The sequence below is a fragment of the Citrifermentans bemidjiense Bem genome, assembly GCF_000020725.1.
GTDB lineage: Bacteria > Desulfobacterota > Desulfuromonadia > Geobacterales > Geobacteraceae > Geomonas > Geomonas bemidjiensis.
On the sequence record NC_011146.1, the window covers coordinates 2098265 to 2114905 of the forward strand.

8 protein-coding genes are annotated in these 16641 nt (G+C 64.2%); all 8 read left to right on the forward strand.

Going from position 1 to position 16641, the window contains the following annotated elements; translation table 11 throughout:
• The gene (locus GBEM_RS09105; protein WP_012530249.1) at positions 1-1341 is read left to right on the forward strand and encodes a BatD family protein; all 1341 of its coding nucleotides are present in this window, start codon (positions 1-3) and stop codon (positions 1339-1341) included.
• Positions 1342-1454: 113 nt separating this feature from the next.
• The gene (locus GBEM_RS09110) at positions 1455-2612 is read left to right on the forward strand and encodes a prenyltransferase/squalene oxidase repeat-containing protein (RefSeq protein ID WP_012530250.1); all 1158 of its coding nucleotides are present in this window, start codon (positions 1455-1457) and stop codon (positions 2610-2612) included.
• A 14-nt stretch (positions 2613-2626) separates the two neighbouring features.
• Positions 2627-3835 (forward strand): 3-dehydroquinate synthase, encoded by a 1209-nt coding sequence (locus GBEM_RS09115; protein ID WP_012530251.1) that lies wholly within the window; start codon positions 2627-2629, stop codon positions 3833-3835.
• The gene (locus GBEM_RS09120) at positions 3777-4082 is read left to right on the forward strand and encodes a hypothetical protein (RefSeq protein ID WP_049762649.1); all 306 of its coding nucleotides are present in this window, start codon (positions 3777-3779) and stop codon (positions 4080-4082) included. Before GBEM_RS09115 ends, GBEM_RS09120 begins: the two co-directional genes overlap by 59 nt.
• Positions 4073-4876, forward strand: coding sequence for a TatD family hydrolase (locus GBEM_RS09125; RefSeq protein ID WP_012530252.1), 804 nt, complete (start codon positions 4073-4075; stop codon positions 4874-4876). Before GBEM_RS09120 ends, GBEM_RS09125 begins: the two co-directional genes overlap by 10 nt.
• A gap of 527 nt (positions 4877-5403) precedes the next feature.
• Positions 5404-14997 (forward strand): PKD domain-containing protein, encoded by a 9594-nt coding sequence (locus GBEM_RS22025; RefSeq protein WP_012530253.1) that lies wholly within the window; start codon positions 5404-5406, stop codon positions 14995-14997.
• 49 nt (positions 14998-15046) lie between these two features.
• Positions 15047-15715: a PEP-CTERM sorting domain-containing protein gene (locus GBEM_RS09135; RefSeq protein ID WP_012530254.1), complete on the forward strand. Its 669-nt coding sequence runs from the start codon at positions 15047-15049 to the stop codon at positions 15713-15715.
• Between the two features lie 157 nt (positions 15716-15872).
• Entirely contained in the window at positions 15873-16631 is a 759-nt protein-coding gene (locus tag GBEM_RS09140; protein WP_012530255.1) for a YdjY domain-containing protein, read from the forward strand.
• The last annotated feature ends 10 nt before the right edge of the window (positions 16632-16641 follow it).

The window sequence follows — 16641 nt, forward strand, 5'->3', positions numbered from 1 at the left end:
ATGAGATTCCCGCTTCTTTCGCTCTGCCTCATGGCGCTCATGAGCCCGGCGGCGGCAGGCGCCGAGGAGGCCGGCCCCGCCGCAGAACCGCTCCGTCTCGAACTGAAGCTGGCAAGGGCGCGGGTCTACCCGCGCATGCCGGTCCCGGTGACGGTAAGGCTCATGGTGCGGGATGCGCAGTTGCGCGGGATAGGCTACCCCCGGCTTTCCCACCGCACTTTGCAGGTGGGGGAGTTCTCGCTTCCCGCGAAGCGCGAGCTGGTTTTGGAGGGGGCCACTTACACCGCCTACGACTTCACCACCGTAGTCAGCGCCAGGCAAAGCGGGAGCTACCGTTTGGGCCCGGCCGAGCTGGAAGCCGAACTACTCTCCCCGGCGTCCGGCGCGGCGGCCTTTTTCGGCGCCACCGAATCGAAGCCGGTCGCGCTCAAGTCGCAGCCGCTTGCCCTCACCGTGCTCCCCGTCCCGATGCAGGGGCGCCCGGACGGCTTTACCGGCGCAGTCGGGCGCTTCACGGTGAGCGTATCAGCCCGCCCCCGCGAAGTGAGCGCCGGCGACCCGATCACCGTGCGCACCGTGATAAGGGGGGAAGGGGCCGAGCGCGAATTCTCCTGCCGCCCCATCGAGGCCCGCGGCTTCAGGGGGTATCCCCCTGTTCAGGAAAAAGGGGCGGGGGAGCTTGTCTGCGAACAGCTTATGGTGCCGGAGACCGGGGGCGCGGTGGAGATTCCCCCGGTCCGGATCAGCTTCTTCAACCCCTCCGCGGGGCGTTTCGGCACGGCCCAAAGCGAGGCGCTAGCGCTTAAGGTGCGCCCTGCCGCAGCCGCTGCTGCTGCCCTGTCTGACGGGTCTGACAGGTCCGACAGGTCCGACAGGTCCGACAGGTCCGACAGGTCCGACAAGTCCGACAAGTCCGACAAGTCCGACCGAACAGGCGCCTTCTGGCTGGCGCTTTCCGCTCTCGCGGCGCTCGCAGCTGCCGTCTTACTCTGCAGGAGGCTGCGCCGACAGACGCCGCCGTCCGGCGACGGCAGGCAGGGCTGGCTTGCCGCGGCCCGCTCGGCACACGCCTCCGGCGACGCGAGCGCCTTTTATAGCGCCGCCTTCAGGCTGCTGCAGCGGGTGGGGGGGGAGCGCCAGGGGCTCCCCGCGGCGGGCTGGACCGGCCCGCTGCCGGAGGGTGCGTTCGGCCGGGAGCAGCAGGAGAGCCTTGCCGCGCTCCTTGCGCGCTGCGACCGGGTCCGTTACGGCGGAGAGATCCCGCAGCCCGAGCAGATGGCCGCGGATCTGCTTCTCCTGGAGCAAGCGGAGGGTCCTTCAACGGCATGGGAAAATATTTGACATTGAATAATGCTTACCGTTTAATGTGTAACGCAGCCTTCCCTTTTTAATTGTGCCAACGCGGCGCCCTTTCTTTTTTCGGCGTATCTAGCCGTCTCGTCAGGAGGACCGTCATGAAGAAACTCTCCTTGCTCATGTTGTCTGTCGTCATCGCCGCCACGGTCCTCATTCCCCCCGCTTTCGCCGCCGAAAAACAAAAGAGTGTAGCCGTCTCCAAGCAGGACCTCTCGCTGAAGCTGGAGGTTGAGAACGCCATCGGCAAGGGGCTCTCCTGGCTCGCCTTGCGCCAGAATTCGGCGGGGCATTGGTCCCAGCCGGAATACCCGGCGCTCTCGGCCCTGGTGCTCACTTCCTTCCAGGGGGACCCGTCTGGGTTTTACAAACGGAAGTACGAGCCGCAGATCGGCAAGGGGTACCGCTACCTCCTCTCCAACGTCAGGCCCGACGGCGGCATCTACGGCAAGGATCTCGCCAACTACAACACCTCCATCTCCATGATGGCGCTCCTTATGTCCAACAACCCCGAGTACGAGCCGGTTCTCAAAAGGGCCCGCGGCTTCCTGGTCGGGCTCCAGGACAAGAGGGGTGACCAGTTCGACGGCGGCATCGGCTATGGCGGCAGCTACAAGAACTCGGACATCGTCAACACCTCTTTCGCCCTGGAGGCGCTGCACTACACCCGCTACCTGAAGAGCGACGTGGCGGGGGAGGCCGAGGACCTGGACTGGAAGGCGGTGGTGAAGTTCATCTCCCGCACCCAGAACCTCCCCGGCTATAACGACCAGAAGTGGGTCACCGGCGACGCCGAAAACCGCGGCGGGTTCGTCTATTTCCCCGGCGACTCGAAGGCAGGCGACAAACTCCTCCCCGACGGCCGGGTGGCGCTCCGCTCCTACGGCAGCGGCTCCTATGCCGGGCTTTTGAGTTACATCTACGCGCAGATGGACAAGAACGACCCCCGCGTGAAAGAGGTCTACAACTGGCTCAGCGCGAACTATACGCTTGAGGAAAATCCGGGGATGGGGCAGGAAGGGCTTTACTACTACTACCACACCATGGCCAAGGCCCTGAGCACCTACGGCGTGGACAGCATCAAGCTCAAAAACGGCAAGACCGTCAACTGGCGCACCGACCTGGCCAAGCGCTTCCTCGACCTACAGAAGGAGGACGGCTCCTGGGTGAACCCCACCGGCCGCTGGTGGGAGAGGGATCCGGTCCTGGTCACCTCCTATTCCGTGCTCACCCTGGAGATCCTGTACCGGGGACTGTGATTGAGGGAGGGGGCATGAAGACCATCCAGCAGCATTTCACCGTCGCCTATTCCTTTCCGGTGATCTTCACCAGCGACGCCTTCGGAGCCGGCAGCGCCGCGCTTTTGCGGGTCCTGGCAGGCGAAGGGGAAAGACCCCGGGTGCTGACCGTGATCGACTCGAAGGTGCTCCGGATCAACCCGGATCTGCTGGAGAAGCTGAACCGTTTTGCGGCGGACCACTCCGCCGAAGTGGAAATCCTCGTTCCCCCGCTGGTTATGCGGGGAGGCGAGGCGTGCAAGAACGAGCCTGGGGAGGTGGAGAAGATCCACGCCCTGGTGGAGCGCCACGGCCTTTGCCGGCACTCCTTCATCCTTGCCATCGGCGGCGGCGCCGTCTTGGACGCGGCCGGGTTCGCCGCCGCCACCGCGCACCGCGGCGTCCGCCTGGTGCGGATGCCCACCACCACCCTTTCCATGAACGACGCCGGGGTGGGGGTGAAAAACGGCGTCAACGCCTTCGGGCGCAAGAACTTCACCGGCTGCTTCGCCCCCCCATTCGCCGTCGTGAACGACTTCGACTTTCTCAGGCTCCTGCCGGCCAGGGAGCTTCGGGCGGGCATCGCCGAGGCGGTGAAGGTGGCTCTCATCAGGGACCGCGCCTTTTTCGATTTCCTCTACGCCTCGCGCGCACTGCTCGCCGCCTTCGAGTCCGAGGTCATGCAGCGCATGATCGTCCGTTGCGCCGAACTGCACCTGGAGCACATCGCCACTAGCGGCGACCCCTTCGAGTTCGGCTCGTCGCGCCCTTTGGACTTCGGGCACTGGTCCGCGCACAAACTGGAGGAGCTGACCCAGGGCGAGATCAGGCACGGCGAGGCGGTCGCCATCGGCATCGCGCTCGATTCCCTCTACTCCTTCGAGCTCGGTATGATAGGGGAGCTCGACCTGCGCCGCATCCTCGCCACCCTGGAAGGGATCGGCTTCCAGCTTTACCACCTTGCCCTGGAATGGGTCGACGTGGAAAAGTCGCTGCGGCAGTTCCAGGAGCACCTGGGAGGGGAGCTTTCCATCCCGCTTCTGGACGGCATCGGCGCCAGATCGGACCGGCACGACATAGATGCGGCTCTCTACCGCAAATGCATCAAGACACTCGCCTCGCGCAGGAATCAGACGGAGAAAAGCGATGACCGGAAAAAGCTGCAGCCTGACCTCCCAGGAGATCCTGGACACCTACTTCCTTGAAAACCGGGCCCGCCTGCTGGAGATAGCGTCGTTTCTGGACCGCCTGGACCGCGCCGCCGATGCCGGAGAGGCGAGGGGGGAGTATCGCCGGCGCGCCTTCGAGAAAGCGTTGGCGCTTCTCTTGGAACCGGGGGGGGGGGCGCACCAAGGCGATCCAGCTCCTGTTCAGCGACCCGAGCAGCGAGCCCATCGAGAGCGCGTTGGGGCTCAAGGCGACCGGCGCCTGGGGAGGCGAAAATGCGGGTAATTGATCCCCACATGCATCTGGTCTCCCGGACCACCGACGACTACCTGGCCCTTGCCTACGGCGGGATCCACACCGTCGCCGAACCAGCCTTCTGGCCCGGTTACGACCGCGCCTCCGCGGCGAGCTTCCACGATTACTTCAACCAGTTGACCGTGACCGAGCCCGCCCGCGCCGCCCGCTTTAAGATCGCTCACTACTGCTGGATCGGGATGAACGCGAAGGAAGCTGAGCACTTGGAGCTTGCCCGCGAGGTGATTGCCATGCTTCCGCAGTACCTGGACCGCCCGAACGCGCTCGGCATCGGCGAGGTGGGGCTCAACAAAAACAGCCGCAACGAGATCGCCATCTTCGAGGAGCAGGTGGAACTTGCCGCCCGCCGCAACGAACTCCTGCTGATCCACACCCCGCACCTGGAGGACAAGCTCAAGGGGACCCGCATCATCATGGACATCCTCAAGAACGAGCCGCGCGTCAAACCGGAGCGGGTGCTGATCGACCACGCCGAGGAGCACACCATCGGCGAGATCAAGGACAACGGCTTCTGGTACGGCCTCACCCTCTACCCCGACTCCAAGGGGAGCCCCGCCCGCGCCATCGATGCCGTGGAGATCTTCGGGCCGGACCGGATCTGCATCAATTCCTCGGCGGACTGGAGCGTCTCGGACCCCATCGCCACCTTGAAATGCGCCAACGAGATGCGGCGGCGCGGCCACCCTGAAGCGCTGGCCGAGCGGGTCTTCTTTGAGAATCCCCGGGATTTCCTGGGGCAGTCCCCGAAGTTCGTCCTCCCCTGATTTCGGCGCCACCTCCCTGATTTCCCACCGCAAGGGTGATCCGGGGAAAGAGTCCCCCCTCCCTTGACGGGAGGGGGACCAAGAGCGGCTTTCCCCGGAATTCTTCGACATACTTAAGCGGCGAGGCTGTCGTTTTTCTTTACACTGCGCCACAGACTCCCCCTTTGGTAAAACCCCCTTTAATCGCAGTACTTTCGCTCATGAAGCTGCACCCAGCAACTCTCCAATTCCCCGTCGGAATCCCTTACAGTACACCGGTTTAGCCCCCTTTCCCCCTCTGCGATATCAACTAGTTACCTGTTGGCGTGTTTCTTGCCGCTAATTAACGTATTTCTTCGTCCGGGATAATGATAATCGACCACCACTTCAGCAGGCGCCAAAGCGGTTTACTCAAAGGCGCGATACTCGCCGTCTTGCCAGAAAATGCGGTAACTCCAGCAGGTTCAACCGGAAGCCGCCTCGAAATATATCTCCGCCCAGTCCAGAACTTTAATTAACATTTATATCGCTTCAGCGGGAGGCATCTCATGAGACAATCCTTGAGCAAACACGGGACCCAGGGGACCTTGCTGTTCTTTTTGTTCTTACTATGCTCAGCCCTCCCGGCGCGGGGCGAGGTTTGGACCTACGCCTGCGGCGGAGATCCGTTCGCGGACCAAAAAAGCGTCTTCGATAAAAGCGAGTTCGTCTGCGCGGCAGGGACCGGGCTCAGCGGCAGTATGTTAAACGGCTGCGGCTTTTATCCCTGCGCCGACCTTTACGTGATGACCAACCGCACCTGGAGCGGCGGCGAGGCGCTGGCCGACGTGATGGGCTCGGAGAACAGGGTCGAGACGGAGATGATGGGCGGCGTCTTCGGGGTGGCCAATCAGGTGGTGATCGCGACGCCTGCCAAGATGTTCGTGGGCGAGTTCGACATCGTCCTCGACAACAACCTGGACCAGAAGTTCAATGGCCCCGACCTGGTGAATGCGGCCGGCAGCGGCTTCGCCTTCAGGATCATCGACCAGGGACATCCCCCAGTCGACCCAGGCCCGATGAAGGCGGGAGCCTTGGCCATTTCCCAGGGAGCCTCGGACGCCATCGCCAAGTGGAAGGCAGGTTGCGATCTGCTCGACGCGATGGGGGCCGCCTTGAGCCTCATGTCCGGCGATGTCGTCGGCGCCGCCATCGGGGTCTTGGGGAACATCACCGGGATCGCCACCGACTACAACGGCGCGGTCATCGCCAAGGCGACAGACCTGATCGGAGGCTTCGATCCCAAGAGCACCCCGCAGAAGGCCTCGGGGATCTACGGGAACATCGCCAAGCACTGGTACGACCTGTACGAGGACCCGGCCGATCCGCTCTACACCGAGATGGTCGGGTTGAATTACGCCGCCATCAATGCCGAACTCGCCGCGACTTCGGTGCCCGAGTCCTATCCCTTCTACGTCAAGGGGACCGATCCCAGGGAATACGCCCTCATCAAGATCGCCAACCGCGCCGTGGAGCAGGGGGCGCTGGTCAAGGCGCTGCGGCAGTCCTACGAGAAGTACCAGGGGGCGGTCGTCGTCTCCAACTACGAATACGCCTACCGCCAACTGGAGCAGACCAGGACCTACTCCCTGCTGCTCCTTGCCAACCTCGCCGGGTTCAGTTCGGACCTGCAGTACCTGAAGGACGTACTGACCGCGCAGGGGGTAGCGAACACGGTCATCAAGGTGAGCGACATGCAGGGGCTGAAAGACCGGGTCGCGAGCCTGGGTCTCACCGCCGAAGAGGCGGCCTCGCTTAAGGCCGCCGGCTTCAGCGACCAGCGGATCGCGCTCCTCACCCAGTACATCGTCTCCATCTCGGTCCCGGCGGCCGACTTCACCATGGCTTCCTCCATCGCTGATCTCGCGGCCAAGGCGGATGCCGCCTACACTGGCATCCAGAGCTTCGACCTCGGCATCCAGACCACCATGAACAACCTCTCCACCGAATTCACCCCGCACCACCCGAAAGCCGTCGCCGGCGGCCCCTACAACGGCGCTACCGGTAGCCAAGTCACCTTCGATGGCGGGGGCTCCAGCGATCCCGACGTAGGCGACACCCTCACCTACGGCTGGGACTTCAACGGGGACGGCGTTTTCGACGACGCCTCCGGCAAGACTGTGGTCCATACCTGGAGCAAGCCCTTCAGCGGGCTGATCGGGCTCAAGGTCACCGACCCCGCCGGCAACAGCTCGATCGCCTACGCCAAGGTCGCCATCACTGCCTCGAACCTCCCGCCGGTCATCACCTCGTTCACTCCGAGCGACAAGGCGCCGAGGGCGAGCGTGAAGGTCCCGCTTTCCTTCACCGTGGCCGCGAGCGACCCCGAACAGCGGGCGCTTAGTTACCAGTGGAGCGTCGACGGCACCCCGGTCGGCACCGGGACCGGCTATCTCTATACGCCGCCGGCCGGTTTCAAGGGGACTGTCAAGGTCATGGTAGCGGTGCACGACGACCAGGCCGACAACCCGCCCGCCGTCGAGGCGCGCGCGGTCACAGCCTTCCTCGACTGCGATCCCTCGGACCCGTCCACCATGACCAACTATTACCGCGATCTGGACGGGGACGGTTTCGGGGATCCCCTGGTGGTGACCCAGGCCTGCGCGGCGCCGGCAGGTTTCGTCACCAACAAGCTCGACTGCGACGACAGCACCGCTGCCATCGGCCAGGCGACCCTCAGGTTCTACCGCGACAGCGACGGTGACGGGCTCGGCAACGCCAACAGCTCCGTGATTGCCTGCTCGGCGCCCGCCGGTTTCGTCGCCAACAGCCTCGACTGCAACGACGCCGACGCTACGGTCGGCGCCCCCAGCATCACCTTCTACCGTGACTTCGACCATGACGGCTTCGGCGACCCGATGAACGCGCAGGTCGCCTGTTCGGCGCCTGCCGGCTACGTCGCCAACAGCCTTGACTGCAACGACGCCGACCCCGCCGTCGGGAACACCCTGACCACCTACTACCGCGACGCCGACGGCGACGGCTATGGCACCCCGGCCCAGTCCCAGCAGGCCTGCCTGCAGCCGGCGGGATACGTCCCCAACTCGCTTGACTGCGACGACACGAACCCATACGTGAACCCGGCGCAGAAGGAGATCGTGCATAACGGAAAAGACGACGACTGCTCCGCCGCCACCCCGGACAACTATTCCAAGAGCTTCGTCCTCGCCATAGACGACTCCTCCTGGGTCTACTACGCGAAGAGCAACGGCGACGGCACTTTCAGCAACTACCAGAAGACCGGCTTCTACCTGGGAGGGGGAACCTCGCGCGGCATCGCCATAGGCGACTTCGACGGCGACGGCACCCTCGACTTCATCGCCGGCCGCGGCAACGGCTCCTACTACCTCTACAACAACGACGGCAGCGACAACTTCACTTACAAAGGCATCGTCGGGACCCACAGCAACCCCGGCGGCTACGCCATGGACATGACCGTCGGCGATTTCAATAACGACGGCCTCCTGGACTTCGCCGGCAACGGCAACACCAGCACCTGCTCGGTTTTCCTGAACGATGGCGCCGGCGGTTTCACCCGTTCGAGCTTCAACTACAACTGGACCGGGCGCGGCCTGGATGCGGCCGACTTCAACCATGACGGCAACCTCGATCTCGCCGTCTCCTTCTACGGCACCAACGACGTCTGGGTCTACCTGGGCGACGGCACCGGGAAGTTCACCGGCTCAAAGGTAGGGACCGCCACCACCTCGGCCAGCGACAACTACGCGCTCGCGGCCGCCGATTTCGACAACGACGGCAACACCGACATCATCGTTTCGGGAAGCTCCAACGGCGACGCCTACCTCCTCAAGGGGAAAGGGGACGGCACCTTCCTCGCCGCGGTGCCGGTTCCGTCCCTCGATATGGGGTACCACAACTCCATGGCCGCCTACGACTATAACGGCGACGGCAAGGCCGACATCGTTCTCTCCGAGTACACCGGGTACAGGATGTACTTCTATCCCGGCAACGGCGACGGCACCTTCGGCCCCCGCACCGCCATCAGCACCGCCAACTCAAGCGCCGCGCTCCTGGCCATCTCGGCGCCGCCTTCACCGCCCCCCGCTTCCTTCCCGATAGCGGACGCGCAGCCCAAGGGGCAGACGATCCAGGTGGGGCAGAGCGCCAGCTTCAACGGCTCCTTCTCCAAGAACCCCGCGACGATCGCCTCCTACCGCTGGAACTTCGGCGACGCGGGAACCGGCACCGGCGCGGTCGTCGACCACGCCTACCTGAGCGAGGGTCGCTTTACGTCGATGCTCACCGTCGCCGACCTGCAGTCGAGGACGGACCGCGATTTCGCCCAGGTCACCGTCATGGGGGCTCCCCCTGTGGCGAACGCCGGCGGCCCGTACTCCGTAGGTGAGGCTAACGCCAGCTTCGGGCGCTACACGGCCAAGCTCGACGGCTCGGCTTCCAACGACGACTTCGGGATAGCGAGCTACCAGTGGCTCCTCGGCAGCACGTTCTCGGACGACTTCGAGGACGGCAACGCCAACGGCTGGATCCCCGCCGCCGGCACCTGGACCGTCAACGGCGGCGCCTACGAACAGACCAACGCCTCGCTGGGCCGGACCGACACCCTGACCGGTGACAAGAATGCGGCCGACTACACGGTGGAAACCGACCTTAGGCTCGTCTCCGGCAGCGGACAGGAAGGAATCCTCATCTTCCGCGCCCAGGACCCGGACAACCACTACGAGTTCATCTTCAGGGGCAGAGGGATCAACGACGTTCTGCTCTACAAATGGGTTGCAGGGGGCTCCACCCAGCTGGCCCAGGCCAATATCCCCTTCACGCCGCAGCTGAACACGACCTACCGGCTCAAGGTGGAGGCGTACAAGAACAGCATCAAGTGCTACGTGGACGGCGTCCTTTATATCGACGCCACCGACAGCACCTTCTTAAACGGCAAGGTCGGCCTCACCACCTACCTTACCGACGTTAAATTCGACAACTTCACCCAGTATTCGCTGAGGACGGGTGTGGCGCCCGAATTCACCGTGCTTGAGGGTAGCTACCCGGTGACCCTCAAGGTCACCGACAAGGTGGGACAAAGCGCCACCGCCGCCACCCAGATCACCGCTGCCAAGGGGAGCGCGCCGGTAGCCGCAGCGGGCGGCCCCTACACCTTCAGCGAAAGCTTCGCCAACGCCAACAAGTGGACCGTCACCCTCGACGGCTCCGGCTCCAGCGACGACACCGGCATCGAGACCTACGCCTGGAACTTCGGCGACGGCGGCACCGGTACCGGCGTGAAACCGACCCACGTCTACACCGGCGCCGGCACCTACAACGTCACCCTCACGGTGACCGACCGCGCCGGACTCTCCAACAGCGCCGCCACGACGGTCACCACCAAGGGCGACCTCGCGCCGGTTGCGAACCCAGGGCTTCCCTACGCCGTAGACGAGCGGGCCGCCTTGGCCGGCAAGTGGACCGTCAACTTCGACGGCCGCAGCTCTACCGACGACCACGGCATCTACGATTACCAGTGGAGGTTCGGCGACGGCGGCACCGGCAGCGGCCCCACGCCGACCTACCAGTACTCGGCCGCAGGGGTCTACACCGTGACTTTAACGGTCCGCGACCACGCCTTTTTAAGCCACAGCGCCTCCACGAACGCCACGGTGAGCACGAACGCCCTCCCCGTGCCGCGTCCGGGCGGCCCCTACAGCGTGGACGAGAGTGCCGCGAGCGGCGGGAACTGGACCGTAGCGCTCGACGGCAGCGCCTCCAGCGACGACTACGGCATCTGGAAATACGATTGGAACTTCGGGGACGGGAGCACCGGCACAGGCGCCAAGCCGACCCACATCTACGCCGCGGCCGGGACCTACAAGGCGACCCTCACCGTGACCGACAACGGCAAGCAGGCCCAGTCGGCGACGGTCGATGTAGTGGTGGCCGGGAACCAGCCCCCCGTGCCTTCGGCAGGCGCAGACAAGATCACCGAGGTTGGCTTCCCTGTCACGCTGGACGCGAGCGCCTCGACCGACGACTTCGGCATCTACAGCTACAAGTGGGATCCCGGCAGCCCCTCGTGGTCCTTTACCCCCTTCGAGCGGACCCCCGATGGGGTCCTCATCACCGGCGACTACAACAACTGGAACCGGTACCTGATCAGTAACGGCAGCGCCCCCAGAAACGCCGGTGACAGCTACACCGGCCGCGTCTCGCTGCAGGCGACCAACAACGGCAGCAGATACCTGATGTGGGGGTTGAAAAGCGCCGGCGCTAGCTTCGGGATCGACCAGTACTACCACGCCCTCCACTTCAACAACGGCGCGATCCAGGTCTACGAGAGCAACATCAACCACGGCAGCTTCGGCTCCTTTGCCAACAACGTAAGCTACGACGTCCGCATCGACCTTAAATCCAGCGGCGCCGTCTACTACTACCGCGTCACCGGCGCAGCGGACTGGATCAAGCTCTACGAATCCTCCTCATCCAACGCGACCCCTCTGCGCGTGGGGGCGACGCTGCACAGCGGGCTCTTCCTCCTCTCGGACTTCACCACCCCGGCAGGCGCTCTGCAGCTTCCCGCATCGCCGCAGCTCACCAAGCCGCTGCTGCAGGCAACCTACGGCGCTCCTGGGAGCTACACCGCGGCCGTGACGGTCACGGACCACGCCCAGCAGTCGGTGACCGACACGGCGACGGTGACGGTCGTGCCGGGCGAGGCCCCGGTCGCGCATACCGGCGGGCCGTATCTCACCAACGAGGACATACCGACCCGCTTCAACGCCCGTGCCTCCACCGACGACTTCGGCATCAAGAGCTACCGGTGGGATTTCGGCGACGGTGAAGGACTCACCACCCGCAACCCCTGGGGCGACCACCGCTATACCCAGACCGGGGTCTACAGCGTCACCCTCACCGTTACCGACTACGCGGGGCACACCTCCGTCGACAGCACCACCGCCACGGTGAGCGCGAACCCGGTCGTCTCCTGCGTGCCGTGGCAATTTTCCGGCGTGAACGAGATGCCGCACGACACCTGGAGCGGCAAGGAGATCACCCTGAAAGGCGTAGCCTGGTCGCTGCACCCCCCGCTCACCTACCGGTGGGAATTCGGCGACACGACCCCCGACGCCACCGGCACGGCGACCGATCCGCGCGCCATCCAGGCGAAGCACACCTACAACGGCGTCGACGGGCAGCCCTTCGTCGCGACCCTCACCGTGACCGATGCGCTCGGCAACAGCGCCTCGGACCAGTACCAGGTCAGGATCCGTCCCAAATCGCTCGACATCGAGATCAACCTGGCCATCGACGATGGGCTTTGGTGGCTGCACACGAACCAGACCCGTTCCTACTTCACCAAGGGGACCTACGGCGACGCAGTCATAGACGCCGGCTACTGGGATAACGCCGGGGGGTGGAACGGCGACGCCGGCGGCGGCATCGGCGGCCTCTACACCTCGTCCCCGACCGCTTCGGCCGTACAGGCCTTCGAGGTGAACGGGCACCTGGAACTGGGCGACGTCCGCAAAGACCCCTACGTGGAGACGGTGGCGCGGGGGCTGCGCTTCACCGCTTCGCGCCTGCGCCAGATGGCGATCGGGTCGCAGACCTACGGCGATCCGGACAGTAACGGCAACGGCCTCGCCGTCGAGACGGTAGAGGCGCGCCCCATCTACGAGGTGGGGCAGGTCATGGACAGCATCCTGGCCAGCGGCAGCCGCAACACCTACGCCATCACCGGCCCGAGCGGGGTCATGGGGAGAAGCTACTTCGACCTGTTGACCGACATGGTGGACGTCTACTCCTGGGGGCAGACCGACGGCACTAATGGCGGCGGCTGGCAGTACTCCTGGAACGGCGGCATCGACAACTCCGCGGCGCAGTGGGGGGCTGTCGGACTCCTGGCCGCGGAGGAAGTCTGGAAGATCCAGGTGCCCAAGTGGGTGAAGGAGAGAAACAGCATCTGGCTCGACTCCTCCTACGACGGGACCGGCTTCGGTTACACCGGCAGGGGCAACGGCGTGAACACGACCCCCTCCGGTATGGTGCAGCTCGCCTTCGACGACATGGTCGGTTACGACGACCCGGACACCGCCATTGACGAGCGCGACCCCAGGTGGAAGACGGCCGAGGCCTACATCGCCAACAACTGGACCAAGTCCTGGTGGTTCCCCAACAGCAGCCTCAACAACCGTTTCAGCTACTACGGCCATTACGCCTTCGCCAAGGCGATGCGCTCTGCCAAACCTAAGCCGGTGGTGAACCTGGCCGCGACCGGGCTCGACTGGTACAAGGACAACGTCAACGGCATGGCGCGCCGGCTGGTGAACCGCCAGCAGTCCAACGGCGGCTGGCCGCAGGACCAGGAACCGGGCTGGTACGTGGGTTACGACCTGACCAACGCGTGGTCGGTGCTCATCCTCACCCCGACCCTGTTCGTGCAGCCGCCGGTCGCCGACGCGGGCGAAGACCGGGTCTGGGGGGTGGACGTCGAGCTCACCCTGGACGGTTCGCGCTCCTATCACCTCGACCCGTTCCGCAAGATTGTGCTCTACGAGTGGGACTTCGACGGCGACGGGGTGTTCGACGTGGCGAGCCCCGATCCCAAGGCGGCCCATACCTACACGCGGCAGCTCTACCCGGAAAACACGCTGCCGCGCGTGATCACCGTTACGCTCCGGGTGACCGACGACAACGATCCTCCCAAGTCGTCTACCGACACGGCGAAGATCACCATAGCGGTGCCGCCCCATCCGCCTGTGGCTGTCCCCGGCGGGCCGTACACCTGCTTCGTCAACGTCCCGTGCGCCCTCGACGGTAGCAAGTCGTTCGACATCGATCCCACCGACCTCATCACCCTCTACGAGTGGGACGTCAACGGCGACCGGGTCTACGGCGACTACACCGGTGCTAAACCGATGGTGACCTTCACCACGACCGGCATCAAGAACATAGGGCTCAGGGTAACCGACAACGGCGTGATGAGTCCCACCGGGAGGCTGGACGCCTTCGGATTCACCACGGCCACCGTGCTCCAGAACAGCGCCCCCAGCGCCAACCCCGGCGGCCCCTACACGGTCGACGAGGGGAGCACGCTGCAACTTGACGGCAGCGGTTCCACCGATCCAGACGGCAACGCCCTTAGCTACTCCTGGGATCTGGATCACGACGGAAGCTTCGAGACGGCAGGGATGCGGCCGCTCTTCAGCCGTCCCGACAACGGGATCTTCACGGTCACCCTCAAGGTTTCCGACGGCAGCCTCGAAGCTCTCCGCGATACCGTCGTTACCGTGCTCAACGTGGCCCCGGCGGTGAACCCGCTTCCGGCCGCCGCCATCAAGGAAGGGGAACTCTACGCCGCTGCCGGCTCCTTCACCGACCCGGGCGCCGACAGCTGGAGCGCCACGGTCGATTACGGCGACGGCGGCGGAGTGCAGCCGCTCCCGCTTAGCGGCAAGGCGTTCTCCTTAAGCCACGTCTATCCGCGGGACGGGGTCTACGACGTCAAGGTCGTTGTTTCCGACGACGACGGCGGAGTGGGGTCGGCCACCGTCAAGGTGACCGTCGGCAACGTCGCCCCGATCGTCAACGCCGGGCCTGACGGCTCCATTGCCGATGGGGTCACCTTCACCAGTTCGGGCTACTTCACCGACCCGGGTGCCGACTCCTGGAGCGCAACCGTCAACTACGGCGACGGAAGCGGCGACCAGCCGCTCCCCCTCAACCCGGACAAGACCTTCAACTTGAGCCACGTCTATGCGGTGGCCGGATCCTACACGGTGGTCGTCACCGTAAACGACGGGCTAGCGAGCGGCTCCGACAGCGCCTGGGTCGCCGTCAGCACGACGAGATGCCTCACTTCGCTCATCGCCAAGGCGAAATCGGGCGCGGTCCAGCTCAACTGGTCGGCAACGGAGCACACGCCGAGCACGAAATACGACATCTACCGCAGCACCGAGGGGGCGAGCTCAGGCTTCGTCAAGGTGAGAAGCGGCTACGGGAACCTCTACCCTGTCTTCACCGATACCGGCCTCGTTAACGGCAGGACCTACTACTACCGCATCGAAAAGCTGCAGCCGACGGGAGGCTTCTGCAGTTCGCCGGTGGTATTCGCTAAACCGGTTTCACTGTTCTAGTTGACCAACCGACGCCGCTTTCTGCCGGCACAGGAAAAGGAGATATGCCATGAAGAAGATGATTACTTTGATGATCTGCACCTTGCTGCTCTTAGCGGCAACCAGCGCCCAGGCGCTCGTCGTCAGCAACAGCTCCACCTATCTGAACGAAATCACCCCTTCGGGTGACGCGTTAGGTCCCGAAGTTTTCGCCGGGTTAGGAACCTTCAGCCGCAGCTATTCGGCTGCCGGGAGCTACAACATCCTGGCCTTCATCGACAACGACCTCGACGTACAGCTGACCGGCTTCTACCCCGAAATGGCCGGGACGCAGGGAAGCTTCGACGACAGGTTCTCCTACCAGGTAGGCGACCCGTTCGACATCGCCGGGAATTTCCTGGCCGGCTCGCTGGACAACTCCGTAACCAGCGGGGGGGACGTGGCGGTCGCCATGGGATGGAGGTTCGACCTGCTGGCGGGGCAGACGGCGCAGGTGAGCTTCGGCGCGAGCGACATCCTTCCCCTGGGCCCCGGCTACATCTGGCACCACGACGCCGTGCTGCTCGAGCCCGACTTTCAGCAGCTCGAGTTGTTGCCTGACAGCATCATCTACTACGTGAGCTCATTGCGGATAGAAGATGCAGGCACAAATCCTGTTCCCGAACCGTCGACATTCATCCTTTTCGGATCGGCATTTTCTATTTTCGCAATCTATGCCAGGAAACGCAAAAAGATATAGTACCGGCAGTTGTTGATTACTCATAACCTGTTACTATCGTGTACCTAGAAAAGGCGGGATTCATCTTCCCGCCTTTTTTTTAACTGTATTGACAGATAGCTAGCTTTTATGAAAGATTGATTTAACCCAAAAATTATTGCCAGATAGGGACGAAACCATGCGCTCTGCAAGAAGACTGTTAGCCGCAGCCACCCTCGCTTTTGCCATGTCGACTTTATTGCCCGCTGCCGCGCCCGGGGCGCAGGCGCCTCAGCCCATCCCGGCGCCCCCCGTTCCCGAAAACCAGGCGCCGCTGCTGGCTCCCCCGGGCGAAATTTCCCGCGATTACGCCGTTCCTGCCATGCAAAAGGTGGCGCCGGGGAAGTACCGGCTGGGGGAGATCCTGATCGACAAGGCCGCCAGGAGCATCTCCTTTCCTGCCGAAGTGAACATGAAGCAGGGGCTTTTGGAGTACCTGCTAGTGAAAAGCGGCGGCAAGACCCACGAGAGCCTGTTGCGCACCAGGGTCCAGCCCTACCACCTGCAGCTGGCCTGTCTGCTGCTAGGCCTCGAAGGGGGGCGCAGGCCGCTGTCGGCCCAGGGGGCGGCCGAGACCCCGGACGGCGAGACGGTGGAGCTGTCGCTTGAGCTTTCCGACGGGAAGAGGGTGCAGACCGAACAGTGGATGATGCTCCTTTTGGCCGGGGAGCACAGGGACGTCCCGAAGCTGAAGTGGATCTTCACCGGGTCCATGGTGAGGGAGGGTGTCTTCGCCGCCCAAAGCGACGGTTCCATCGCCGCTTTGTACCACGACCCGGTGGCCATGATAGACAACAGCTCCCCGGAAGGGGCGAACGACGAGATATGGTACGCGAGGGAGAGCGCCGTCCCCCCCGTTGGGACGCCGGTGACCGTGCTCATCCACCTCTCCCCGTAACCAGGAGGGC

What these genes read in the sequence shown, in the direction of transcription:
- GBEM_RS09120 (WP_049762649.1), top strand. Translation starts at nt 3,777, where the DNA reads ATGACCGGAAAAAGCTGCAGCCTGACCTCCCAGGAGATCCTGGACACC.
- GBEM_RS09110 (WP_012530250.1), top strand. Translation starts at nt 1,455, where the DNA reads ATGAAGAAACTCTCCTTGCTCATGTTGTCTGTCGTCATCGCCGCCACG.
- GBEM_RS09115 (WP_012530251.1), top strand. Translation starts at nt 2,627, where the DNA reads ATGAAGACCATCCAGCAGCATTTCACCGTCGCCTATTCCTTTCCGGTG.
- GBEM_RS22025 (WP_012530253.1), top strand. Translation starts at nt 5,404, where the DNA reads ATGAGACAATCCTTGAGCAAACACGGGACCCAGGGGACCTTGCTGTTC.
- GBEM_RS09125 (WP_012530252.1), top strand. Translation starts at nt 4,073, where the DNA reads ATGCGGGTAATTGATCCCCACATGCATCTGGTCTCCCGGACCACCGAC.
- GBEM_RS09135 (WP_012530254.1), top strand. Translation starts at nt 15,047, where the DNA reads ATGAAGAAGATGATTACTTTGATGATCTGCACCTTGCTGCTCTTAGCG.
- GBEM_RS09140 (WP_012530255.1), top strand. Translation starts at nt 15,873, where the DNA reads ATGCGCTCTGCAAGAAGACTGTTAGCCGCAGCCACCCTCGCTTTTGCC.
- GBEM_RS09105 (WP_012530249.1), top strand. Translation starts at nt 1, where the DNA reads ATGAGATTCCCGCTTCTTTCGCTCTGCCTCATGGCGCTCATGAGCCCG.